Source organism: Parabacteroides provencensis, assembly GCF_900232875.1.
GTDB classification, from domain to species: domain Bacteria; phylum Bacteroidota; class Bacteroidia; order Bacteroidales; family Tannerellaceae; genus Parabacteroides; species Parabacteroides chinchillae.
In genome coordinates this window covers 389,052-412,476 of the sequence record NZ_LT960489.1, presented here as the reverse complement: position 1 = coordinate 412,476, position 23,425 = coordinate 389,052, and the positions used below count along the sequence as shown (strand labels likewise).

The window sequence follows — 23,425 nt, the reverse complement described above, 5'->3', positions numbered from 1 at the left end:
ATCGTTCTGCTCGCTATTTGCATGATTTCTGTTGTAAAGGTAGGAAAAATATCTATAATAAAGAAAATTTCTTTCAAGATTTTATTCTAAATGAGCATTGTAATCGACTGATTAACAGATGAAATTATTACATTCAGCATAATAAACTAATAAGAACACAACACAATAAACTAATGGACACATGACAATATCACATCATCAACCATTTTGCTTATATCGGCTTTTAGTTTATCATCCATACTAAAATTTTTATCTTGTCCTTCCTTTGTTCCGAAATCGTCAGTTCCGAAATGCGCATTTCGGAACTGAGTTATTCTGCAAGTGAATCTACAAATTCTCCATCTTTTTTATTTTGTTTCTATTATGCAGCATAAATAGTGCATTATGAAACAAAACAACGTATTAAGATGAATTAAGGACATTTCTGTTTTGCCAACAAGACAAAAACAGCTTTTTCTCATTCATTTGCTGGGTAACTTACTCCCATTTGTTTGGTGACTAATAAATAATTTGCAATAAAGGACACAATGTGTATATCAATGCAAATTATTTACACCTTTCGCTTGAAGATAATCCGCTGAATATAAGGATGTAGATAAGACAAAATTATACCATATATATGTTTTTCATCACTACTAAACTTGTTGGGTTGACTTGCGCGGTCACTTGCTCCCTGACTTACACGGTAATAACAGATTAGTGTTCAAAAAAAGTATTTATTGGTTTAAAATTGAGAAAGATGATTGCATATCCAAACTTTTATTTACCTTTGTAACTGCCGTAACTGTTACGGGTGTAACAAAAAAGAGAACATGAAGTTTTATAACAGGATAAGTGAACTAGCAGAGCTGAAACGGATACAAAACTTGTCGTTCAGTGACCACTCCCGTCTGACTGTAGTAACGGGAAGAAGAAGAATTGGTAAAACAAGCCTTATCATGAAGTCGATCGAGAATTTACCGACTGTCTATCTGTTTGTCGGTCGTAAAAGCGAAGCAACGCTTTGTTCTGAGTTTATTCCGATTATAAGTCAATCACTCGACACATTTGTTCCTGCGGAAATACGTACCTTCCGGTCATTGTTCCAATATCTGATGGAGCTAGCTTCGCAGAAATCGTTCAATCTTGTCATTGACGAATTTCAGGAGTTTTACAACATCAATGAATCGGTATATAGCGATATGCAGAATATCTGGGACACCTATCGGAAGAAATCCAAAATGAATCTGATAGTATCCGGCTCTATTTATTCGCTGATGCAGAAAATATTCCAGAACAATAAAGAGCCTCTATTCGGCAGAGCAGACAATATCATCAAATTATCGGCTTTTGATTTAAACACGCTGAAAGAAATTATGCGTGATTATAACCCCAATTACACCAATGATGACTTACTTGCGCTCTATACCTTTACAGGTGGAGTTCCCAAGTATGTTGAGTTATTTTGCGATAACATCACATTGAGTATAGATGAAATGATTTCATTTATGGTTCGGGAAAACTCTCCCTTTACCGATGAAGGGAAAAACCTATTGATAGAAGAGTTCGGAAAAAATTATGCGACCTACTTCTCTATCCTAAGTGCCATCTCGGGAGGTATCAATACACAACCCGAAATAGAAGCTGCATTAGGAGATAAAAGCATTGGTGGACAAATCAAGCGATTGATAGAGGACTACAATATCATTATTCGCCAACGCCCTATATTGGCAAAAGAAGGAAGTCAAACCGTTCGGTACGAAATACAGGATAATTTTATCCGTTTTTGGTTCAACTATTTCGACCGCCATCGCTCGCTGATAGAGATAAAGAACTTTATCGGCTTACAGGCTATCATTAAATCCGACTATCCGACTTATTCGGGTATTATGTTGGAAAGATACTTCAAACAGCAGCTTGCCGAAAGTTTCCAATACCGTGCTATCGGCTCATGGTGGGAACCTAAAGGTAATCAGAATGAGATAGATATTGTTGCCCTGAAATTGGAGAAAAACCAAGCGGTAGCAGCAGAAGTAAAGCGACAAAAGAAGAATTTCAAGCCTGAACTATTGGCAGCAAAGGTGGAGCATCTTAAAAACAAGCTGTTGCCTAAATATCAGGTTGATATGATTTGTTTGGGCTTGGAAGATATGTAAGGTTTTAGTTTAGAGGCGAGAAAAGAAATGATAATCCGCAAACAGTATCATATTAAAGATGTTTTTTGAAATGATAAACATAAAAAACACCAACTAGAATTCAACAAATAAAACGAATGAAATATTTTTAATAGTGGTATATCAGATGAACGAAAATAAAATAAAAAATATAATTGAATGGTTGGTTTCCATTGCTTTGAAATTTAGACTTAGAAAAACTTATTGGAGCATTGCAACTCCATTAGGATTGTTTCTATTATGTGAATTAGCAAAAACGATAGATTTCCCGTTGAAACTATCAACGCACCTTTATGAGACAACAGATACTACTTGGTTAAAATCAATACTATGGGGTATTAAATTTTATTTTGAACTTAAGCTTCCTTGGTGGAGTATTCTATTTGTCATATTATTACTTGTCGTATTTACTTGTATTTATCTTTTTGAATTAAAAGTAAAAAAGCTAGGCGAGAATGCTTCTGTAGAGGATATTACAAATTCTATTATTGAAAAATTGAATCATCAGCTATCATGGAATCCTGATAAAGATTGGTTTGAAAATCAATGTGAGAAATCTATTCAAGATTTGGGCAATAGATACACTCCTAAATTGAATTTTGAACTTGAACAATCAAAAATATTCGACGCTCTTGGCAGAACAGAGAAATTCGAGATTGATGTGACTGAGAAAATAGACAACGTTATCACTAAAGGAAAGAAAATATTAAAGGATGATCATGAAATAAAAGATAAAGTTGATAATATAAAAAATAATATAGATAAACTATATTTAGTGTTTCACGAAACTGATTTTAAGGGAACTTCTCGTATAGAAACGAACACTATTCAAGAAATCGCATCTGAATTAAATGAAAATGCTAACTCTATTTATGATTTTTATTTATCAGAGGAACGTAGCATACAATCAAAGACTAAAGACTATGGGCATTACCATAAATATGGTTATGAATTAAGAAATATATGGGAATTTATTGATGAAATACACGAATTTAGAAATTTTATTGATAGTTCTGATTTTGAACTTGTAAATAGCCCAATCTTAATCTTAGATGGAGAAGCTGGAATAGGGAAATCACATATGTTAGGTGACGTCATCTCAAAAAGAATTAGATTTGAATACGAGAGTATTTTTCTTTTAGGTCAGCAATTTACAACAGAAGAAGACCCTTGGTCTCAGATTTTTGCCAGGCTCCAAATTGATTTGACTACGGAAGATTTTTTAATCAAACTTAATCAAAGAGGAGAGTCTTCTGGGAAAAGGATTATCATATTCATTGATGCAATAAATGAAGGAAAAGGGAAGTATTTCTGGCCGAATTACATAAATAGTTTTATTAATGAAGTAAGAAAATATGCGTGGTTAGGACTGGTTCTAAGTATTCGATCTTCATATAAAGATTTGATTTTTCCTTCAGAAACAAAGGAGAATCTAAATATAACAGAATATACTCTATTTGGCTTTAGAAATGTAGAATATGAAGCAAGCAAATTATTTTTCGATAATTATGGGATAGAACTACCAAGTGTGCCGTTACTACATCCGGAATTTCAGAATCCGTTATTCTTGAAACTATTTTGTGAAGGCATTAAAAAATCAGGATTGACAAGAATACCTGATGGAATACAAGGAATTTCATCAATAGTAAGTTTTTTCATTAATGGGGTAAATAATACCTTATCCAATCCCAATAAATTAAATTATTCAAAAGGAATTAATCTTGTAAAGAAGGCTGTTGATTGTTTGATTAAATATAAAGCAGAGTATCAAACCAAATATATTCCATACGAAACTGCTTATGAAATAGTAGAGTCAGAAGTGTTAAAGTTTACCAGTCATAGAGGATTTATTGACGATTTAATAATTGAAGGTGTATTATCTAAGAATTTATTTTGGAAAAACAATGGAGAAAATGAAGAAGGTATTTATCTTGCATATGAACGATTTGAAGATCATTTAACCGCCCAATATTTACTGGAAAAATTCCCCAATTTAGACATTGAGTTTGGAGAAAAGGGAGAATTATTTTCATATGTAAAAGATGAACACTCCATTTATTTAAATAAAGGTTTGGTTGATGCTTTTAGTATACAAGTTCCCGAAAAAACGGGTAAAGAATTACATGAATACATCCCCCAATTTAAAGATACTTACCCTATTGTAGAATCTTTTGTTGAGAGCCTTTTATGGAGAAGATCTGACACAATAAATGGAAAATCAAAAGAATATATAAACGAATATGCTTTTGCTTATGAAGCCACATACAACTTGTTTTGGGAAACAATATTATCCGTAACTTCTAATCCAGTTCATTACTTCAATGCCTATAGTCTACATGAACATTTGATGAGATTTTCTTTAGCGGATAGGGATGAAATTTGGACACAAAATTTGAAAAATAAATATACGAACCAGTCTTCTGTTAAAAGATTGATTGATTGGGCATGGACTGAAAATGACAAATCACACATTTCGGATGAATCTATAAAATTATCAAGTATTGCTTTAACATGGTTTCACACCTCAACAAATAGGCGCTTACGTGATTGTTCTACCAAAGCATTAATTTCTTTACTTCAAGATAGAATCAATGTCTTGATTGAGCTTCTCAAACTATTTGAAACGGTGAATGATCCTTATGTTTATGAAAGATTGTTTGCTGTTGCTTATGGATGCGCTTTACGGACGACACAAAAAGAGTTCTTACCCGAACTTAGCATTCATATTTATAAGGTGATTTTTGATGTGGTAGAAGTGTATCCACACATATTATTGCGAGATTATGCGAGAGGAATTATTGAATATACTTTATATTTAGGATATGAATTAAATATAGATACCTCAAAAATTAAGCCTCCTTATAAATCTTATTTCCAGTACAAAAATATATCAAATGAAGAAATTGATGAAAAATATGAATTTGATTATAAATCAGAAAAATTTAAGCCATATTATTGGGCTCAAAATTCTATACTGTCTTCAATGACCACAGAGTATGGAAGAGGAACCGCTGGTTATGGTGATTTTGGTAGGTATACATTTGAGAGTGCATTACGAGATTTTGATGTCAACACCAATTTATTAAGTAATATTGCTATTGAATGGATTTTTGAAAAATATGGATACGATGTCGAAAAGCATGGTGAATTTGATAGAAGTATTGGTTCTGGAAGAGGGAGAGATTCTGTCCCAAATGAACGTATTGGAAAGAAATATCAATGGTTAGCTTTTTATGAGATGCTGGCAAGAGTTTCTGACAATTGTAAAAAATATGATAGATGGTACTCCTCTGACAAGGAGGAAATTTCATACGAAGGAACTTGGGATCCTTATGTGAGAGATATTGACCCGACTATTCTAATAAAAAATACAGGAGATGATGAAAAACAAACTGAAAGCTATTGGTGGGAAAGTGAGAAAACTTTAGATTGGGCTGTCTCAAATAAAGATTGGGTTAATGATAGTAAAGATTTACCAGATTTCTCAGAACAGATTGTTGTAAAAGATAAAAATGGTGAGGAGTGGCTGATTCTTGAAGCGCATCCAGATTGGGTTGAACCCAAAAAAATTGGAGAAGAAGATTGGGATTATCCACGAAAGCAATTATGGACTCAAATTAGAAGTTATCTTGTTAAAGATAAAGATTATGAATCACTAATAAAGTGGGCTGTTAAACAAGACTTCATGGGAAGATGGATGCCTGAAAGTAGAGATAGGTATGAGGTGTTTAGTCGAGAATACTATTGGTCTTCTGCATATAAATATTTTTTGGAAAATTACTATGAAGGAACTCTTTGGAGAGAGATTCATGACAAAAAAAGTGGAGAATATATTACAGATGTAATGGTTACAACAGAAAGTTTTTTATGGGAAGAAGAATTCGATTACTCAAAAGATAGAGCTATTAGATACCTCAAACCATGCAAAAGTATTTATGAAGGAATTAACCTCAGGTACAGCAGAAGAGAAGGTTATTATACTGATGAAACAGATAATACTATTTGTTTTGCGACCAATGTTTATAATAATTCAAAATCATATTTACTCATAAAAAAAGAACCATTTATAGAATATCTGGAAAAAAATAATTTGAAGATAATATGGACTATAATAGGTGAAAAACAAATTATAGGAGGATATCATCGTAGAGAATTTATTGGTAGACTAGAAGTTTCTGGTGTATACTACTTAAATAAGAGTGAAATTCAAGGTGAAGTTAACACAAAAACATCATTGTAAAGATCTCTCTTGCTCCGTTTCACAACCTCACAGCGGTAGAAGTTATTCTCGTGCCGTCGATTATTCTCGCGGGCTTCCCCTCTCCAAACGGCAGGGAAGCCATGAGCGGGAAATAACCGACATAGGCGCGGGAAATAACTTCGGGAACAACCGCACTACCGCCTGAAACCTCGTTTGGGTTTCTTCTTTATTTTCTTTTTCATCGGAATTTGTTCTTCCTCTTTGCTATTGGTATCAGGAGTAAGCAAACCCAATGCAGATGATAAACCCAAATCAGGGAGATTGAAACTTTGCTTATTTTCAATATCGTTTGAAAGGTTGTCGTCTTGTTTATATGCAACCTTGTTTTCATTCGGTTCGTCCTGCTTATCTGCACACAAGCCAGTCTGCATATCTGCATTTTTTCTTTCATCGGCTACCTGTCGTTCTTGCATATTGAGTTGCTCGGAGATACTGCCGTTCTTCATCGTGTTGCAGTATTCAAAGGTTTCAGTTAGTTGGCGTTGGTAGCTGAATAGTTTATCAAATCCCTGCTCTGCTTGTTGGAACAGGTTCTTTCTGTCAAAACCACCTTTAACCGTTCCTTTTTGAGTGTTCTTGTGGTTTGTAAGCGGGGATAACTTCTTTTTGTTGGATTGGTCTTTTCGACTGACAATCAAGTGGCAGTGCATATTCAGTTCGTTGTTTGACCTGTCCCGACTGAAATGTATTTTGCCATAAAACTTTATATCCTCTGCCGATAGGTCTTTGTTGAAGTTCCTGGCATATTCGGGAATAACCACTTCACGGATATACCGTTTCATGGCTTCGGCTTGTTCCTGTTCGGTGTTACCCATTGCCCGAAGTTCTTTTTCTGACGGGCTGACATGGATAGCATAAAACTTGGCATCCGTTTTCATAAGTTGCCCGATATTTCCGTCTATATCTTTTACGACCTGTGATTTGTAGATATTATCGTCTGTCAGATTGAAAAAGCCTTCGGTATAGATTCCCTGCTCCATGCGTTCCATATCTTCATGTTCTAAATAGTTGCATAGCTTTCTACTACTGCCTGCATTGTTATATGTGCCTTTGGACGGTGGCGGGAAATCTATATTCATGAGTTAGTTCTCGTTTATCAGGTCGTTAATCTCGATTCTTAGGTTCTCTTTTCGCTTGCCGTCCATTACTCCGCAGGTTGCCAGTTCCGAATACAGGGAAATCAGCTTCAATAGCTTCTGATTGTTCCTTTGCTGTGTTTGGATTTGCTTATTTATAATATTGGAATGGCTGTCAATAGTAGCGGATAGTTTGTCAAGGCTTGTGGACTGGTTATTTATTACTACTGCTATTTTGCCGAAATGTTCGTCCAACTTTTTCAATACATTGACAAGGTTCTCTTTTGAGGTGTTTATTTCTAAATTTACTTTTTCCGTCAGGATTCCGACAGCCGTATCGAATTTAACGGCTATTGAATGGCTTGTTCGTATCATCGGATTTAGTTTTTCTTCTTCATAGTGCCGAATGAAACGGATAATATCATCCTGCCGTTTGTTAATCTTGGATAGTTCTGATTTTACCGATTCGGGAGCATCCGCAGGGTTGATATGTGCCTTGTCCATGTACCCGAATGCCAGTTTTACAACTTCACTCTTTTTCAGCGAATAGCGTTTACATATCTTTTCTATTAAACGCCCTGTTTCCTTGTCTATGGAAACAGTAGTATATATAATCTTTTGGGCTTCATTCTTCATGATAATTACTTTTTAATAGAATTTTATACTATTAAATGGCTGATAATTAGCGACAAATATAAAATGCTAATTGTCGGACTAATTATAGTGGTTTATACTAAACCTCTAAAGCCGAAGGCTTTGCCCCGCAGGGCAAGAGGAAGAACAGGACAAAGTCCAGTTCCCTCTTGCTCAATTTAGCGAAACGAACAGAGCCGGGAGGCGAAGTTGTTTCTGATAAATGCGGAGCTACTTTGAAGGCGTAAACCAAAAGCAAGCCTCCTTCATTTGCTCTATTCTGCTTAAATCATAAAATGCAGAATCATTCATCTTTTTCATCANGGGTTTATGAGCTCTCCTACAGCCAGGTCGTTTTTTACTATCACGATACCGCTGGAGTGTACGATACGACACTTTTAGGAGAAAGGCTAAATCTTGGTTATCGAGCAGTTTCTCATCTTCGTCAAATACTTCTTTGGTGTTGATGAACGATTTAAGGTCTTGACCTATATCGTTCAACTTCTTGGATAGTCTACCCATCCATTTTTCAAAATCTTCATTGTCTATATACATAATTTGCTTCGTTTATCAGATTAATACTACTTGTCTTCAATGCATTGACGAAGCAAAATTCGGCAGAACGAAGTAATAAAATAGGGGGACTGGTACACCCACTCCCCCGTAAATAAGTTGTATCTACCTGATATACAAACTACATTGTTTTCATTTTTTCAAAATTAATTATAGCCTTCGTCTTTGCTTTTTTGAGTAATAGCATCTTTTATTCTGTCCAAAAACCCGGTAATTTTGGTAGGCTTACGTTTTATAACCGCTTCTTCTTTTTTGTGGATATCCCCGAAACTAATATTGAACATCTTCTCAAATATACGTGCTACATCGGTAAGGAACACCTCTTTCCTGTTAGAGTGAAAAATACCGCCTGTCAAGTAAAAAAGCCCACAAACCAATTCCATTATATCAACAAGTTTAATCTTATCCTGATTTAGGTATAAGGGAGATTTCCAGTCAGCTTCTATGTTGATGAAATATTTAGGATATTGCATCTGACGGTATATCAATTCTCGTTCTTTGCTTGTCAACAATAACACTTTATCCGAATAGACAATTTTCAATATATCCTTTTTTGCTCCATATGAAAGTTCCAGCGACCTTATCATTTCAAACTCAACTTGTGTCGTATTGAGCATGCGGATACGTTTAATATTATCATTTTCTGTATCCAGATACATAATTAGTTCTTCAACAAACTCTTTATACGCTTTCTTTAGCTCCGTATCTGAATCAGAATTGCTTTTATATAAAGGGTCTGATAAAATCACATATAGTTCGGTGTCAAGAATATCCCACATAACTAAATATTTATCAGAGCTATAAAACCTTACTTTGCCATTTATTCCGTTTAAGATATGCCAATGATAATGCCAGCAGTACAAGTACATATAGCTGTTCGGCTGTCCAATATACGGCAAGCGGAATATTTGGAGAGCGGGATAGTATAAACAGATAGAGCAGGTAGATAGCGATATTAATCATTTGAAACAGAAATGCTATCTTCGTATTACCCGTACCGATTACCGTATTACAATAAGTGTAAGCAGGAACGGAAATAATAAACGTGGAAAGCATTACACAGAAAGGATAAAATGCAGTCTGAATAACCGCCGTATCATTCGTAAACAACCCCAACAGGCTATCCGAAAAGACAAAAGCCAGTAATATAAGCGGAATCCCTATCGAATAATCCAGATTAATAACATGCCGACAAGTCTGCATGACTTGTTCCGATTTCCTTGCCCCGATAAGATTGCTTACCAATGAAATATTGGTGGTTGCAAACGAATTGACAACCACGAAAAAGAGCATGGAAATACTTCTGACGATATTAGCGGAAGCCAGTTCGCATTCCCCCAAATGCTCAATTGTCACAAAGAACAGAAACCACGGAGCAATGCAAAAGAATTGCCTAACCATAGTCCAAACGGATATGCTTAGTAAATGAAGTGATAGTTTCAAATCAAAAACGGCACGCATTCCATATCGTTTTTTATCTACACGCTTCCGCATATAAATAATGAGGAATACTAACCCGACCAATCCTGCAAGGGAAGAACCGATAGCTGCCCCGCTGATTTCCAATTGGGGAAAGCCTGCTTTACCAAAAATAAGCAGATAATTGAAAACAATGTTGCACACTACCATAACAATGGAGTTGGCGGTAAGAATCTTCGTATTTGTCGTTCCGATGAAAAAGGCGCGTATTGCCAACAAAGGAAAAGCAAACAGAAAGCTGTAATCCCGCCACTCGATATAGCGTACAGTTGCCTGATATACATTATCAGAAGTAATTACCAAGCGAAGCAAAGCGGGAGAAAACAGTTTCGATAATGCGAAAACGATAATGGCAAAGAGAGATAAGAAAATTAAAGCCTGATAGAATACCTTGCCGACTTCCGTATATCTTCCTTCTCCGTTGCGTCTGGCAATAACAACTTGTGCTCCGAGACTGAACCCGAATCCGAGCATATAAATGGCGGAATAGTACATTGCTGCCAATGCCGAAGCCCCTAAATCTATTTGGCTGACGTGCCCCAAGAAAATGGAATCAGTTAAATTAATCAACTGTTCCATGAGCAGGCTCACCATAATGGGCAGATTGATAAGCCAGATTTGTTTATATGTATAATTCATTTGTTTTTATGAAACGGCATGCCTGAACAGCACTATGAAAGTGCTGCAAGCAAATCATTAATAATTTTTATTGATTAAACTCTGTGGTAGGTACGGGTACAACGACTTAATGCCGGAGAGATGCTCCCCGACAAACCCGGAGCTAGATAGCTATATACAGAGTTGCCATTTCATAAATTAGACAATAGATTGAATTACATGTGCAAAGATAGGGATTTTGTCAGAAACAATGGTTAATATTGAATTTTTCGCTACATTCCTACTTTAAACACCAGCAACTAAGCCATTACCTGAAACTTAACGCCACCACATCCCATTTCTCAAAACCGTTTCCTTCTTCATCTATATTTGTCGACAGAACGTATAAAACCAGATAAATATGGATATTATCGCAATAGAAAAAGAATCTTTTGATTCCTTCAAAAAGAAACTAGAACGGATAGCTTCATTAGTTCCAAAGCAACCATCCAATAATACTCTGTGCATAGAACAGGAATGGATAGAGGGCAAAGAACTGGCTACTTCTCTGAATCTGCCGCTTCGCCGGCTACAACATCTTCGGGAAAGTGGTACACTATCATTCTCTACCATCGGGAAGAAAATCTATTACCGAATTTCCGAAGTTAAACTCCTGTTGGAACAAGGCAAAATCAATTCTAAATAACTTTTCCATGCAACTATATACCAATCAAGATAGCCGGGAACTGTTGCAGGCATTAACCAATGCTTTGCCTTATATCGAACACGTCCTGAAAACGCATAAGCCGCTATTTGACGGTGAGCGTTATCTGACAAGCGAGGAACTTTGTTCTATCCTCAAAATATCTCGACGCACTTTACAGGATTACCGGAATAACGGAGTTTTGCCATTTATTCAGTTACCGGGAAAAGTTCTGTTTCGTGAATCTGATATCCGAAAGGTTTTGGAAGAACGGTTTCGTCCTGCTTATGACGATTCTTTATAAGAGTTGTTCTTAGGTTATCTGAACGGCTGAACATTCGTGAGAATGAGTCAGCCGTTTTTTCTTTTATCCAACTTACTTCGCAAAACTTTCTTTTACGCCTTGCATATCCCGGAGAATACTTTGGTCTAACACTTTTGCATAACGTTGTGTCATTCGGGTGTTGGTGTGTCCCACCATTTTCGCTATGTTTTCCAACGATACATTGTTCGCCAGCGTAACCACCGAGCAGAACGTATGGCGTCCTGTATGCGTGGAGAGCTTCTTCTTAATTCCGCAGCAATCGGCAATTTCTTTGAGATAACTATTCATCTTTTGATTGCTTAATACAGGGAGTAAAATGCCTCTCTTCTGGCAAAGTGGATGATCTTTATACTTCTCAATAATCCCCAATGGAACATCAAGCAATGGCACGTTACACATGATTCCGGTTTTATGCCTTTCCTTTCGTATCCATAGGTTTCCGTCATTATCAGCAATGATATGTTCTTCTTTTAATTCGGATACATCTATGAAGGCGAGTCCAGTCCAGCATTGCACTAAAAATACATCCCGCACCAGTTCTAATCGTGGAATATCAAATTCCTTTGTACGTAGTGTTTCCAGTTCTTCTTTGGTTAGAAACTCCTTGTTTACCTCCTTTTCGTGGAAACGGATATTGCCAAACGGATTTTTCGGTATCCAATCGTAGTTTACCGCAATGTTTAATACTTTCTTTACTACCTTCATATAGCGGATAACCGTATTTTCTTGCAATCCCTTTTCGGCCTTCAGGAAGTGGATGTAATCATGAATCATACCGTTGGTGACTTCCTTTAGCGGAATATCTTTTCGTTGATATTGGCTTTGGCTCATTTCCCGAAAATACTTCAAACAGGTATCAAAACGGGAGATGGTTACTTTGGCATAATCTTTACCAATCAACTCCCTGCACTTGTCGTTATGCTCCTGAAATACCTGAAAGAACATTTTGTGTTCTTCATCCAGTCCGAGAAATTTCCGCTTGATTTCCATCGGATTGATTAGTTTGCCGTCTTCCTCCATCTTTCGATGGATTTCAAACAAGCGAAGTTTTACCGATTCAAGATAACGGTTAATCTCTAAAGATGCGGACTCCTTGCTTGTACAGCGTTCTTTCGCCTGATTCCAAAGGTTGGGTTTTACATCACGTTTAAGTTGCATTTCAACTAATTGCCCTTCAATAGTGATGCGTAGCATGATTGGCGTATCACCTGTCTTTTTCAACTTTGTTCTTCTCACAAAGAAAAGCACATTAAATGTCTGTTTCATACTCTAAAAATTAATGGTTTAAAGATACTTGAACCATGCTTAATAGAGAGTCTTAAACGATAAGACAATCAGCGACTTACGGTGTCATTCGTGGTCAATTTTTCGTGGCTTAAAAAATGACCACGATTTAGCCCGAAGGAACTGCTTAGTTTTGCTAAAAATGGAGGATTTCTTGGAAAAAGAAAAATCCCCGAACTTCTTTGAAATTCAGGGATTTACATCGTTTTTCCTTCTTAAAAAGTGGTGCCACCAGGAATCGAACCGGGGACACAAGGATTTTCAGTCCTTTGCTCTACCAACTGAGCTATGGCACCTTGTTTTGATTACGGGTGCAAAGATACGGAGTTTTTTGATATATGCAATAGGAGGATGGTTTTTTTTGAAAAAATATAGAGAATAAATGAAAAAAGCGTGATGAATATTCTTTTTGCGAAAGGAATCATCACGCTTTTACTATATTAATTTAAGGAATTCCATCCTTGTGCTTTCAGTTCTATTTCTCCGCCGTCGCGCCCGATAAGATAATTGCCTAACTCGGGTTTGGTGATGTGCCCGATTACTTTTATGCCTTTCATCTGTGAAATCTTATCATGTTCGGTTAACGGTACGGTGAATAACAGTTCGTAGTCTTCTCCTCCGTTTAGAGCTGCTGTGACGAGGTTCATGTTGAATTGCTCAGCCATGGCTGCCGTTTGGTAATCGATTGGAATGCGGTCTTCGTAGACCTGGCAGCCTACTTTGCTTTCTTTTGCTATATGCAGCAGTTCGGATGAGAGGCCGTCGGAAATATCCATCATGGCAGTGGGTACAATTCCCGCCTGGGCTAGCGCCTTAATGATGTCTTTGCGGGCTTCTGGCTTTAACTGACGTTCCAGAAGGTATTCTTTGCCGGCAAAATCGGGCGTGAAATCTTTCTGGCCTTTAAATACGTTTTTCTCACGTTCCAGTAATTGCAAACCCATATAAGCTGCTCCCAAGTCGCCTGAAACGCATATCAGGTCGGTTTCTTTGGCACCGTGACGGTAAACCACTTTTCCTTTTTCTCCTTCGCCAATGCAGGTGATGCTGATAGCTAACCCGGTCATAGAGGCTGAGGTATCTCCACCAACAAGGTCTACCCCGTAAATGTCGCAAGCCAGTTGGATACCACTGTACAGTTCTTCCAGATCTTCTACGCTGAAACGTTTCGAAATGCCGATAGAAACGGTAATTTGCTTGGGTTGCCCGTTCATGGCATATATGTCAGAGAAGTTAACAATGGCAGATTTGTAACCCAGATGTTTGAGGGGTACATAGGTAAGGTCGAAATGGATACCTTCCAACAAAAGGTCGGTAGTTACCAGTGTCTGTTTATCGCCGTATTCCAGTACGGCGGCATCGTCGCCTACTCCTTTTATTGTACTTTCGTTTTTTAACTCGATTTTGTCGGTTAGGTGACGGATTAAACCGAACTCACCTAAAGAAGATATTTCTGTTTTCTGACTCATATATTATTGTTAACGTAATATGCTGTTTCGTTGAACGGTGATAATGTGTTTTTTTATCATCTCATTAAATACATCCTGTTTGTTTGTACAAAAGTCGATAGTTATGGGCAGGCAATACAAAACTTTTTTCCATTCTTCCGGCAGATGAGGGTTGTTTTGCAAACGGGCCGCATCTTTTTCGGTAACCAGGATAAACTTACCGGCAGATGTCATTTTGTCGAATGCTGCTTTTATCCGTTTAATATCTTTTTTTCTGAAAGAATGATGATCGGCAAACGTCAGTGCAGTTACTTTATCCGAGTATTTTTCTGCCTCTTTTATAAAATGTACCGGTGAGGCAATGCCTGCCAGTAATAATATTTCGTCTTCTTTTTGTATGCTGTCTTTGGTTTTCGGCATGGCTTCCGAGGGGAATACCGGTTTGATATCTGCATAATGGATACCGGTGAAGAAAAGCCATTGATGTGCCATCAACTTCATATCTTCTTCAATGATACGAAATTCTATCGGTTTTAATCCTTCGTTGCATTTGGTTACGATAACTACATCGGCACGCCGGATGCTGGTAATAGGTTCACGTAATCGTCCTACAGGCAATAACTTATCGTAATAATACAAACGGTTGTAATCCGTTAATACGATAGATAATGAAGGAGATATGTACCGGTGCTGAAAAGCATCGTCGAGTATTATAACATTAGGCCGCCCTACTTCGGGTAAGGCCAACAGATTCTGTATTCCGCGACGACGATTTGAATCGACAGCTACAAGTATATTGGGAAATTTTGTTTTTATCTGATATGGTTCGTCTCCTATTTCGGCACTGGTGCTTTCCGGTCTGGCCAGTATGTAACCGGACGTTTTCCGTTTATATCCCCGGCTTAGCACTGCCACTTTGTACTGATTGCTGAGTAGTTGGACAAGGTATTCCGTATGCGGGGTTTTTCCCGTACCCCCAGCGGATAGATTGCCGACGCAAATGACAGGTATTGGATATTGTTCTGACGGAAGCAAGCCCCAACTGAACAATTGATTCCTTAATCTTACTCCTAAACCATACAAGAAGGCAAAAGGAGAAAGCAGGTGATTTAGCTTTATTGCATTGTCTGTCGGCATGTTTTAACTATATCGTTTGTATTTTGAGTGTATTTAGGTGCAAATATAGGTAACTTATTATTGATGACCACTTTTTTTACCTGTTATTTGTCTGTTGGGCTATGTTGAAAGCGATTGTTTCAATTTCTTTGTCGTTAAAACATACCTGGCTGAAAACATCGCAAAGCAAATCCGCATTTATCTTATCGAAATCTTTTTTTAAAGGAGTAATGAAAAGTCCGCCTATATCGGCTGCCCCCGGGCTGGACAGAAGATGCTGTTCGCCTTCTGCTTTATATTGCCACGGACGGTGCTGGCGGCGCGGTATGATGATGATAGTCCAGATACCTTTTTCGTAATGGGCGAAAAGATTCATACGCGGTTCTGTTTCATTCGGTTTGATTTCCAGATTACTATATATTTTTTCAAATAAGGATTGGGCGGCATTTAATGTCGCTGCTTTAATAATAAAGCCGTTACGCAGGTAGCCGGATAACAGGAAAAGGGTGCCATCCTTTTCTTCATGGAGTAAGCGGGTAAATTTAATGGGGTAAGCATCCAGTTCGTCGTCCATAGGCATGAAGGAACGGGTGCCTGCCTGAAAATGGGCGTGATCGGGGGCTGAAGCTCCGCATTCCGGACCATTATAAAATACGGTGAAATCATCCAACCGACGGGCCAATTCCAGAAAATCTAAGAAACGGCATTGAATACTTTGCGGCGTGTGTTCGCGCGAAGGAATGGTGAAATGCTGCGGGAAGATGGGATAAGGATTACTTAATACCAGATAATTGGCGCCGAATGGCAAACGTTCTTGTTCGGCCGGGAGATTATCAGGGCATAAGAAGCATTTGCGCTCTTGTATGGAGGTTGCATCTGTTTTGGCAGCCGACGATACGATACGGGAAGGATTATATTGTACACGTATAGTGAATCCTCCCATGTCGAAAGACTTTATCTGAACTTTTTCCAGTGCTTTGTAGTTGGCTTCAGCCAACGGCCATGTAGCTAATTGTTTAGCCAGTAGTTCGGTGGCCTGCGATGAACTGACCCATGCGTTTGGTTTCATTATTTGTCAAGTTGTAAACGGGCTTCTAATTCCCAGGTTCTTATTTTGTCTTTGTACGTGTTGTAGCTGTTCATCTTCACAATATCGAGGGATGCATCGGAATTGTCTTCCCAACGGCGGCAAAGGTAAAGGACATCGTAAATCCGTCCTATCTGATATTCCCTGCTTATGCGCAATCCAACGGCATAATCTTCCCCATAACTGGTATTGGGCAGGTTTAGTTTTCGGAGGAGCGGGGTGTAAAAAGCACGTGGTGCACCTAAACCGTTTATACGAAGGGCATTATTGCGCCCGTTTTCCGGAGTCCATTCTTTATGGTCTATGATGCCCGGCGGAATCATTTCCATCCCGAAGTCGGTCATCATATATGTGCCTACTACCATTGCACATTGTTGAGCGTAAAAAGCATCTACTATTTTTTGTAAGGTGTTTTCGTCACTATATACATCATCGCTGTCCAGTTGTACGGCAAATCTGCCGCACAACGGATGATGCACACCCAGATTCCAGCAACCTCCTATGCCCAGGTCGTCTCGCCCGGGCAGGATGTGGATTAACCGTTTGTCGTGCCCGAAACTTCTGATCTTTTCCGTTGTACCGTCTGTGGAATGATTGTCTATAACAATGAGGTTGAATGGAAATGATGTCTGTTGTTTTAATACCGAAAGGATCGCATCTTCAATTGTGCGTACCCGGTTGCGTACCGGGATGATAACGGACGCCTCGGTTTCGAAATCGTACTTGCCGAAGTCTATCTTTTTGAAATGTGGCGGCAGATAGGCACCAATCATCTTGAGATGGTCGGTACAGGCTGCTTCCATCTCCAATTGCACGGCTCTGTTTTTCGGATCTACGTAATCAAATATCTTTTCTCCCGATTTACGGAGATCGTTTTCTGCTTCGGTATATAGATATTCGTTGATGTGTACTAACGGGTATTGTTGCGATACTTTGAGGCGCAAGTCATAGAGCCCTGCAAAATGGTAAGTATCGGCCATACTTGAGGCAGAATTTTTTAGCGCGTCGCTTTTGTAGAATAACAGAGAGCCGAAGTTAAAATCATCCCGTAAACTTCCCTTTTGGTAGTCGATGACAGGATGAGGTGTCCGTTTGTCTTCCTTTAATTGGTAATAGTCTGAATATACCATACCTGCTCCGGTGTCTTCAGCAATAGTAACGAAACGGTCCAGGGCGAAAAGGCCTGTTTGTAAAGTTCCGGTTTTTGTATAGATCAGCGAATAACCGGTATTGGCATAGCCGGCAATCAGGCGTATTGTTTCGGTACTCCATAATTCGGGAGTAAGTAGGTTATGGCACGGGTGAATCTCTTTTGCATGCGGATCGCTTGTCAATAAATAGATTTTGTCTACTAAGGCAGACTGGCTCAATTGGGAAATAGTTTGCCGGGTAGTTTCCGGTTCGCCGTATGGAATAAAGCAGTTAATTTGTGTCATAACCTAATTTTTTTCTCTTTACGCAAATATACTTCCTTTCGGAAGAAGTTTCAATCCCTTTCGAAAGAAATTCCATTTTCTTCCGGAAGAGTGTTTTTTTCATCCCGATCATTTTACCAAATCATCCTGGTCATTTTCTGAAATCATCGGGATGATTTATTACCTTTGTGAAAAATAGAGTATGACAGCAAATATGTAAAAAAGCTCGTCTTAACCTTCCCTGAATAGTATGGTATGGTATTTAAGAAGAAGAGTTAAGGCGAGACTTTTATAAATCTTCAGTTTTAGTTATTGGAAGGGGTAATGTCTTCTACGTGATACACAGCCGACCTGTCAAGCGGCAGATAAACATACATCTTGTTTTTTATATTGATGATAAAGTATTTTTTGTCTTCTATAGCTACGTCTATAATATCTTTGTATATGATTTCTAGACCGTTTATTGTGCAATGGGTTGATTTGCAACGTATTTTTACTTGAGGGAAAAAGTTGGTGAAACAGATTTGGTAGTTTTCCAGCATTGTTTTGTAACCCTCTAACGACATAGTTTGCACTGTTTTCATAATTATAGCAATTAAGCGTGAATAAAATTTAGAAAGACTGGTGATTGTCTTGGTTATCATATAAATATCCAAATCGTCCTTAAGCAACAAAAGGGCGCAGAAACTGAACTTTATCATAGTAAAGGCCTGCAACAGCCCCGGATAAATAAAGTCAGCTCTACACCCCCTTTACTGATTATGTAAACAGGAAATGTGTAATAGTTACACATATAACCATTTTGCACGCAAAGGGTTTGCAGAACCTTCTTATATATTCTATCCAAAGTAATGTGTTGCAGTTCTTACCACGAATATATAATATGTTCTACAATCTAAGGTTGTCCGTGTGGCAACCATACCGTTTGCAAAGGTATATAATAATTGCGGATGTGCAAACTTGTCGCTTTTTATATGCTTCTTAACATACAGGTCAGCCTTGTTGTTACCGAAGAAGATAGCTATCTTGATGCCGTCTTTTACAGATATAACCTTACGAACAGTAAGCGCAATTTTAAACTAAAATATTATGAAAGTTCACCTTAGTAATCGCTTGCCGGAGTATCCTTCGTTTGTATCCGGCATTCGTCGGGCACCCGACCGTGGTTATACCTTGACACCTGCACAAACAGAAACAGCATTGAAAAATGCGCTTCGATATATACCGGAGGAATTGCATGCAACGTTGGCTCCCGAGTTTATGGACGAATTGTTGACCCGCGGGCGAATCTATGGTTACCGCTACCGCCCCAAAGGCGATCTGAAAGCTAAACCCGTTGATCAGTATAAAGGCAATTGTCTGGAAGGTAAAGCCTTTCAGGTAATGATTGATAATAACCTCAGTTTTGATATTGCCCTGTATCCGTATGAGTTGGTTACTTATGGCGAGACAGGGCAGGTTTGCCAGAACTGGATGCAATATTGTTTGATAAAGCAGTATCTTGAACTTCTTACAACAGAGCAAACTCTGGTTATTGAATCCGGCCATCCGCTGGGGTTATTTAAATCCCGCCCGGATGCACCGCGTGTGATTATTACAAATGCGATGATGGTTGGCATGTTTGATAACCAAAAAGACTGGCACATTGCCATGCAGATGGGTGTTGCCAATTATGGGCAGATGACGGCCGGAGGCTGGATGTACATCGGACCACAAGGCATTGTGCACGGTACATTCAATACATTATTGAATGCAGGACGCCTGAAGCTGAATCTTCCGCCTGCCAAAGATTTACGGGGATATATGTTTGTCTCTTCCGGACTGGGAGGAATGAGCGGTGCACAGCCAAAAGCTGCAGTGATAGCAGGAGCAGCCTGTATTATAGCGGAAGTGGATATATCGCGCATAGAAACCCGCAAAGAACAAGGCTGGGTAGAGCATGTTGCAACAACCCCGAAGGAAGCTTTTCTATTGGCAGGAATGGCTTTGCAGTCTTATAAGCCGGTTTCGGTGGCTTATCATGGAAATATAGTTGATCTGCTGGAATATGCCGAAACTTACCGGTTGCCTATCGACCTGCTGAGTGACCAGACTTCGTGCCATGCCGTTTACGACGGAGGATATTGTCCGGCAGGTATAACGTTTGAAGAGCGTACCTATTTGTTGGCGCATGATCGTGAAAAGTTCCGTTCTTTGGTGGATCAGTCGTTACGCCGTCATTTTGAGGTGATCAAAAAGCTGGTGAGACGAGGTTCCTATTTCTTTGATTATGGAAACTCGTTTATGAAGGCTATTTATGATTCGGGTGTGAAAGAAATTTCCCGGAATGGAGTAGATGAAAAGGATGGTTTTATCTGGCCTTCATATGTAGAAGACATCATGGGGCCGGAATTGTTTGATTATGGTTACGGGCCTTTCCGTTGGGTATGCCTTAGTGGTAAACACGAGGACTTAATCAAAACAGATCAGGCTGCGATGGAATGTATTGATCCTGGCCGGCGAAGCCAGGATATGGATAATTACAATTGGATTCGTGACGCGGAGAAAAATAAATTAGTGGTTGGTACACAGGCGCGTATTTTGTATCAGGATGCAGAAGGCCGCTTGAAAATAGCACTGCGTTTTAATGAAATGGTTCGCGAAGGAGAAATTGGCCCTGTCATGTTGGGGCGGGACCATCACGATGTGAGTGGTACTGATTCGCCTTTCCGTGAAACATCAAATATCTATGACGGCAGTAACATAATGGCTGATATGGCTGTGCAATGTTTTGCGGGAAATGCGGCCCGGGGAATGAGCCTGGTTGCTTTACATAACGGTGGGGGCGTAGGAATCGGTAAAGCTATTAACGGAGGCTTCGGAATGGTTCTTGATGGCAGCAGGCGAGTGGATGAGATACTTCGTTCTGCGATGATCTGGGATGTTATGGGCGGGGTAGCCCGCCGTTCGTGGGCGCGTAATAAGCATGCTGTTTCGACTTGTGCCCTTTTTAATGAAAATCATGAAGACGGCTATCACATAACAATGCCTTATATTCCACAAGATAACTTAATACGTGAAATAGTGAATACATCATTAAACCAAAAGATATGAGTAACTGGAATAAGATTATGGAATGTGTCCCCAACTTCAGTGAGGGTAGGGACATGGCAAAAATAGAAAAGATTGTAGAATCGTTTCGTGCAAAACCGGATGTGAAACTGTTGGATTATAGTAATGATGAAGATCATAACCGTCTGGTTGTAACTGTGGTTGGCGAACCCGAAGCCTTGAAGAAATCTATAATTGAAGCGATTGGTTGTGCTGTTCAACTTATCGACCTGAACAAACATGCCGGACAGCACCCTAGAATGGGGGCGGTGGATGTTGTTCCGTTTATTCCTATTAAAGGTTGCACAATGGAAGATGCCGTTGCTTTATCGAAAGAAGTGGCTCGTGAGGTGTCGTTCCGTTATAACCTGCCTGTCTTTTTATATGAAAAATCGGCTTCGGCTCCGCATCGCGAGAACCTGGCGGCTATTCGTAAAGGTGAATTTGAGGGAATGGCAGAAAAGATAAAACAGCCCGAATGGAAACCTGATTTCGGTCCTGTAGAACGTCATGCTACAGCCGGAGCAGTGGCTATCGGTGCCCGTATGCCGTTGGTTGCCTATAATGTTAATTTAGGGACAAACAAACTGGATATAGCCATCGATATAGCAAAAAAAATTCGTTTTATAGGCGGTGGTCTCCGTTATTGTAAAGCAATGGGGGTGGATCTGCGGGAACGGGGTATCGTACAGGTATCTATAAATATGACAGATTATACCCATACTGCTTTGTATCGTGCCTTTGAACTGGTACGGGTGGAAGCCCGCCGTTATGGTGTACCGGTTATCGGAAGCGAAATTATCGGATTGGTGCCTATGGAGGCATTAATTGATACGGCTTCTTATTACCTGGGATTAGAAAATTTCTCAATAGGTCAGGTTCTCGAGTCAAGGATAATGGAATGAGCAGGGAAAGGGAAAAAATACTGATACGGAACGCTTCACAGGTCGTGACCTGTTCCGGTTTTGCCGCTAAAAAAGGAGCCGAGATGTCCGATGTCGGTATAATAGAAGATGGTGCGGTTGTGATTGAAAACGGTATTATTACACAGGTAGGGACAACTGAAGAGGTTCTGAAACGATTGAATATAAATGATTACCTGGAGATAGATGCTCGCGGGCGGGCTGTACTTCCCGGTTTTGTGGATAGCCATACCCATTTTGTTTTTGGCGGTTATAGAGAGGAAGAGTTTAGCTGGAGAATGAAGGGAGACAGCTATATGTCGATTATGGAGCGGGGCGGTGGCATTGTAAGCACGATGCAGGCAACGCGCCGTATCCGTTATGATCATTTGTATGATACGGCCTATGACCGTCTGGATACAATGATGGATATGGGAGTGACTACAGTGGAAGGCAAAAGTGGTTACGGGCTGGATTTGTCTACGGAACTTATTCAACTCAGGTTAATGAATGAATTGGATGGAGAGCATCCGGTAGATGTGGTTCCCACATTTATGGGAGCGCATGCCGTTCCACCCGAATTTAAAGGTAGAACAGACGAATATATAGATTATATAATAGAAACTGTGCTTCCCAGTATTCGGAGTGAGCATTGTGCTGTGTTTTGTGATGTGTTTTGTGAACAAGGCGTTTTCTCGATTGAACAAAGTGAACGGTTGCTGAAGGCAGCCAGAAGTTATCGCCTTAAACTCAAACTTCATGCCGACGAAATAGTCTCTTTAGGTGGTGCCGAACTGGCTGTTAAGATGAAAGCTGTAAGTGCCGATCATCTGTTGCATGTATCTGATGCCGGAATCAAACGCCTGGCTCAGTCGAACACGATTGCTACGCTGTTGCCGTTAACGGCCTTTTCTTTAGGCGAACCTTATGCTCCCGCACGTAAAATGATAGATGCAGGTTGTGCAGTGGCTCTTGCTTCCGATTTTAATCCGGGAAGTTGCTTCTCATGTTCTGTTCCATTGCTGTTTTCTTTAGCCTGCATACAGATGAAAATGTCTCCCGAAGAAGCATTGACGGCTCTGACGATTAATGGAGCTGCTGCCGTAGGCCGTGCTAATAAAATTGGTAGTATTGATGTTGGGAAAAAGGCGGATATGATATTGCTTCAGTTCCCATCGTATAAATTTCTTCCCTATCATGTAGGAATGAATATAGTGGGAACTGTTATTAAAGATGGTATGCTTTATATTGTTTAAAAGCATGCCTTCTTTGAATCACAATTA

Annotated in this window: 18 protein-coding genes and 1 tRNA gene; 7 read left to right on the top strand and 12 right to left on the bottom strand. The window is 39.2% G+C overall.

Translation table 11 applies throughout. The annotated features are described in order from the left end of the window. Nucleotides 1-812 precede the first annotated feature (812 nt). On the top strand, nucleotides 813-2,135 hold the full coding sequence (locus CTY47_RS08705) for an ATP-binding protein (RefSeq protein ID WP_099464379.1): 1,323 nt from the start codon (nucleotides 813-815) through the stop codon (nucleotides 2,133-2,135). Nucleotides 2,136-2,280: 145 nt separating this feature from the next. Next, entirely contained in the window at nucleotides 2,281-6,393 is a 4,113-nt protein-coding gene (gene avs2, locus CTY47_RS08700) for an AVAST type 2 anti-phage system protein Avs2 (RefSeq protein WP_199163413.1), read from the top strand. A 155-nt stretch (nucleotides 6,394-6,548) separates the two neighbouring features. Here avs2 and CTY47_RS08695 read toward each other — a convergent pair whose 3' ends face one another. The 5 genes from CTY47_RS08695 to CTY47_RS08675 all read right to left on the bottom strand — a co-directional run bounded on the left by CTY47_RS08695 (nucleotide 6,549) and on the right by CTY47_RS08675 (nucleotide 10,814). After that, a complete protein-coding gene (locus CTY47_RS08695; RefSeq protein WP_099464378.1) occupies nucleotides 6,549-7,493 on the bottom strand; it encodes a DUF5712 family protein in 945 nt (314 codons plus the stop codon). Between the two features lie 3 nt (nucleotides 7,494-7,496). Further along, a complete protein-coding gene (locus tag CTY47_RS08690; RefSeq protein ID WP_099464377.1) occupies nucleotides 7,497-8,126 on the bottom strand; it encodes a BfmA/BtgA family mobilization protein in 630 nt (209 codons plus the stop codon). 228 nt (nucleotides 8,127-8,354) lie between these two features. Continuing rightward, nucleotides 8,355-8,678 carry a DNA-binding protein gene (locus CTY47_RS17345; RefSeq protein WP_233202132.1) on the bottom strand — a complete coding sequence of 108 codons (324 nt, stop codon included), beginning with the start codon at nucleotides 8,676-8,678 and terminating at the stop codon, nucleotides 8,355-8,357. Between the two features lie 164 nt (nucleotides 8,679-8,842). Continuing rightward, the gene (locus CTY47_RS08680) at nucleotides 8,843-9,475 is read right to left on the bottom strand and encodes an RteC domain-containing protein (protein WP_099464376.1); all 633 of its coding nucleotides are present in this window, start codon (nucleotides 9,473-9,475) and stop codon (nucleotides 8,843-8,845) included. Between the two features lie 19 nt (nucleotides 9,476-9,494). Then, a complete protein-coding gene (locus tag CTY47_RS08675) occupies nucleotides 9,495-10,814 on the bottom strand; it encodes an MATE family efflux transporter (protein ID WP_099464375.1) in 1,320 nt (439 codons plus the stop codon). 379 nt (nucleotides 10,815-11,193) lie between these two features. On the opposite strand from CTY47_RS08675, the gene CTY47_RS08670 reads away from it, so the two are divergent. After that, complete coding sequence (locus CTY47_RS08670; protein ID WP_099464374.1) at nucleotides 11,194-11,478, top strand: helix-turn-helix domain-containing protein; 285 nt, start codon at nucleotides 11,194-11,196, stop codon at nucleotides 11,476-11,478. 7 nt (nucleotides 11,479-11,485) lie between these two features. Next, complete coding sequence (locus CTY47_RS08665; RefSeq protein ID WP_099464373.1) at nucleotides 11,486-11,779, top strand: helix-turn-helix domain-containing protein; 294 nt, start codon at nucleotides 11,486-11,488, stop codon at nucleotides 11,777-11,779. A 72-nt stretch (nucleotides 11,780-11,851) separates the two neighbouring features. On the opposite strand, the gene CTY47_RS08660 is transcribed toward CTY47_RS08665, so the two are convergent. The 7 genes from CTY47_RS08660 to CTY47_RS08630 form a co-directional block, all read right to left on the bottom strand. Further along, a complete protein-coding gene (locus CTY47_RS08660; protein ID WP_099464372.1) occupies nucleotides 11,852-13,066 on the bottom strand; it encodes a site-specific integrase in 1,215 nt (404 codons plus the stop codon). A 241-nt stretch (nucleotides 13,067-13,307) separates the two neighbouring features. Beyond that, nucleotides 13,308-13,380: transfer RNA gene (locus tag CTY47_RS08655), tRNA-Phe, on the bottom strand. Nucleotides 13,381-13,524: 144 nt separating this feature from the next. Continuing rightward, a complete protein-coding gene (gene thiL / locus CTY47_RS08650; protein ID WP_099464371.1) occupies nucleotides 13,525-14,553 on the bottom strand; it encodes a thiamine-phosphate kinase in 1,029 nt (342 codons plus the stop codon). A gap of 9 nt (nucleotides 14,554-14,562) precedes the next feature. After that, on the bottom strand, nucleotides 14,563-15,669 hold the full coding sequence (lpxK, locus tag CTY47_RS08645; RefSeq protein ID WP_099464370.1) for a tetraacyldisaccharide 4'-kinase: 1,107 nt from the start codon (nucleotides 15,667-15,669) through the stop codon (nucleotides 14,563-14,565). 76 nt (nucleotides 15,670-15,745) lie between these two features. Beyond that, the gene (locus tag CTY47_RS08640; RefSeq protein ID WP_099464369.1) at nucleotides 15,746-16,717 is read right to left on the bottom strand and encodes a DUF4922 domain-containing protein; all 972 of its coding nucleotides are present in this window, start codon (nucleotides 16,715-16,717) and stop codon (nucleotides 15,746-15,748) included. After that, the gene (locus CTY47_RS08635; protein ID WP_099464368.1) at nucleotides 16,717-18,171 is read right to left on the bottom strand and encodes a glycosyltransferase family 2 protein; all 1,455 of its coding nucleotides are present in this window, start codon (nucleotides 18,169-18,171) and stop codon (nucleotides 16,717-16,719) included. Before CTY47_RS08635 ends, CTY47_RS08640 begins: the two co-directional genes overlap by 1 nt. Nucleotides 18,172-18,455: 284 nt before the next feature. Then, nucleotides 18,456-18,734 (bottom strand): hypothetical protein, encoded by a 279-nt coding sequence (locus CTY47_RS08630; protein ID WP_143813359.1) that lies wholly within the window; start codon nucleotides 18,732-18,734, stop codon nucleotides 18,456-18,458. Nucleotides 18,735-19,239: 505 nt separating this feature from the next. Between CTY47_RS08630 and CTY47_RS08625 the strand changes: the two genes are divergently transcribed. The 3 genes from CTY47_RS08625 to hutI are packed head-to-tail and all read left to right on the top strand — an operon-like array spanning nucleotide 19,240 to nucleotide 23,398. Continuing rightward, nucleotides 19,240-21,243 carry a urocanate hydratase gene (locus CTY47_RS08625; protein ID WP_099464366.1) on the top strand — a complete coding sequence of 668 codons (2,004 nt, stop codon included), beginning with the start codon at nucleotides 19,240-19,242 and terminating at the stop codon, nucleotides 21,241-21,243. After that, nucleotides 21,240-22,145: a glutamate formimidoyltransferase gene (gene ftcD / locus CTY47_RS08620; protein ID WP_099464365.1), complete on the top strand. Its 906-nt coding sequence runs from the start codon at nucleotides 21,240-21,242 to the stop codon at nucleotides 22,143-22,145. Before CTY47_RS08625 ends, ftcD begins: the two co-directional genes overlap by 4 nt. Further along, nucleotides 22,142-23,398 (top strand): imidazolonepropionase, encoded by a 1,257-nt coding sequence (gene hutI, locus CTY47_RS08615; RefSeq protein WP_099464364.1) that lies wholly within the window; start codon nucleotides 22,142-22,144, stop codon nucleotides 23,396-23,398. Before ftcD ends, hutI begins: the two co-directional genes overlap by 4 nt. Nucleotides 23,399-23,425 lie beyond the last annotated feature (27 nt).

Excerpts from the sequence above, each read along its gene's own strand:
- CTY47_RS08635 (WP_099464368.1), bottom strand. The coding sequence starts at position 18,171 with ATGACACAAATTAACTGCTTTATTCCATACGGCGAACCGGAAACTACC.
- CTY47_RS08640 (WP_099464369.1), bottom strand. The coding sequence starts at position 16,717 with ATGAAACCAAACGCATGGGTCAGTTCATCGCAGGCCACCGAACTACTG.
- CTY47_RS08660 (WP_099464372.1), bottom strand. The coding sequence starts at position 13,066 with ATGAAACAGACATTTAATGTGCTTTTCTTTGTGAGAAGAACAAAGTTG.
- CTY47_RS08705 (WP_099464379.1), top strand. The coding sequence starts at position 813 with ATGAAGTTTTATAACAGGATAAGTGAACTAGCAGAGCTGAAACGGATA.
- lpxK (WP_099464370.1), bottom strand. The coding sequence starts at position 15,669 with ATGCCGACAGACAATGCAATAAAGCTAAATCACCTGCTTTCTCCTTTT.
- thiL (WP_099464371.1), bottom strand. The coding sequence starts at position 14,553 with ATGAGTCAGAAAACAGAAATATCTTCTTTAGGTGAGTTCGGTTTAATC.
- CTY47_RS08625 (WP_099464366.1), top strand. The coding sequence starts at position 19,240 with ATGAAAGTTCACCTTAGTAATCGCTTGCCGGAGTATCCTTCGTTTGTA.
- ftcD (WP_099464365.1), top strand. The coding sequence starts at position 21,240 with ATGAGTAACTGGAATAAGATTATGGAATGTGTCCCCAACTTCAGTGAG.
- avs2 (WP_199163413.1), top strand. The coding sequence starts at position 2,281 with ATGAACGAAAATAAAATAAAAAATATAATTGAATGGTTGGTTTCCATT.
- CTY47_RS08690 (WP_099464377.1), bottom strand. The coding sequence starts at position 8,126 with ATGAAGAATGAAGCCCAAAAGATTATATATACTACTGTTTCCATAGAC.
- CTY47_RS08680 (WP_099464376.1), bottom strand. The coding sequence starts at position 9,475 with ATGTGGGATATTCTTGACACCGAACTATATGTGATTTTATCAGACCCT.
- CTY47_RS08675 (WP_099464375.1), bottom strand. The coding sequence starts at position 10,814 with ATGAATTATACATATAAACAAATCTGGCTTATCAATCTGCCCATTATG.
- CTY47_RS08695 (WP_099464378.1), bottom strand. The coding sequence starts at position 7,493 with ATGAATATAGATTTCCCGCCACCGTCCAAAGGCACATATAACAATGCA.
- CTY47_RS08630 (WP_143813359.1), bottom strand. The coding sequence starts at position 18,734 with ATGAAAACAGTGCAAACTATGTCGTTAGAGGGTTACAAAACAATGCTG.
- CTY47_RS08665 (WP_099464373.1), top strand. The coding sequence starts at position 11,486 with ATGCAACTATATACCAATCAAGATAGCCGGGAACTGTTGCAGGCATTA.
- CTY47_RS08670 (WP_099464374.1), top strand. The coding sequence starts at position 11,194 with ATGGATATTATCGCAATAGAAAAAGAATCTTTTGATTCCTTCAAAAAG.
- hutI (WP_099464364.1), top strand. The coding sequence starts at position 22,142 with ATGAGCAGGGAAAGGGAAAAAATACTGATACGGAACGCTTCACAGGTC.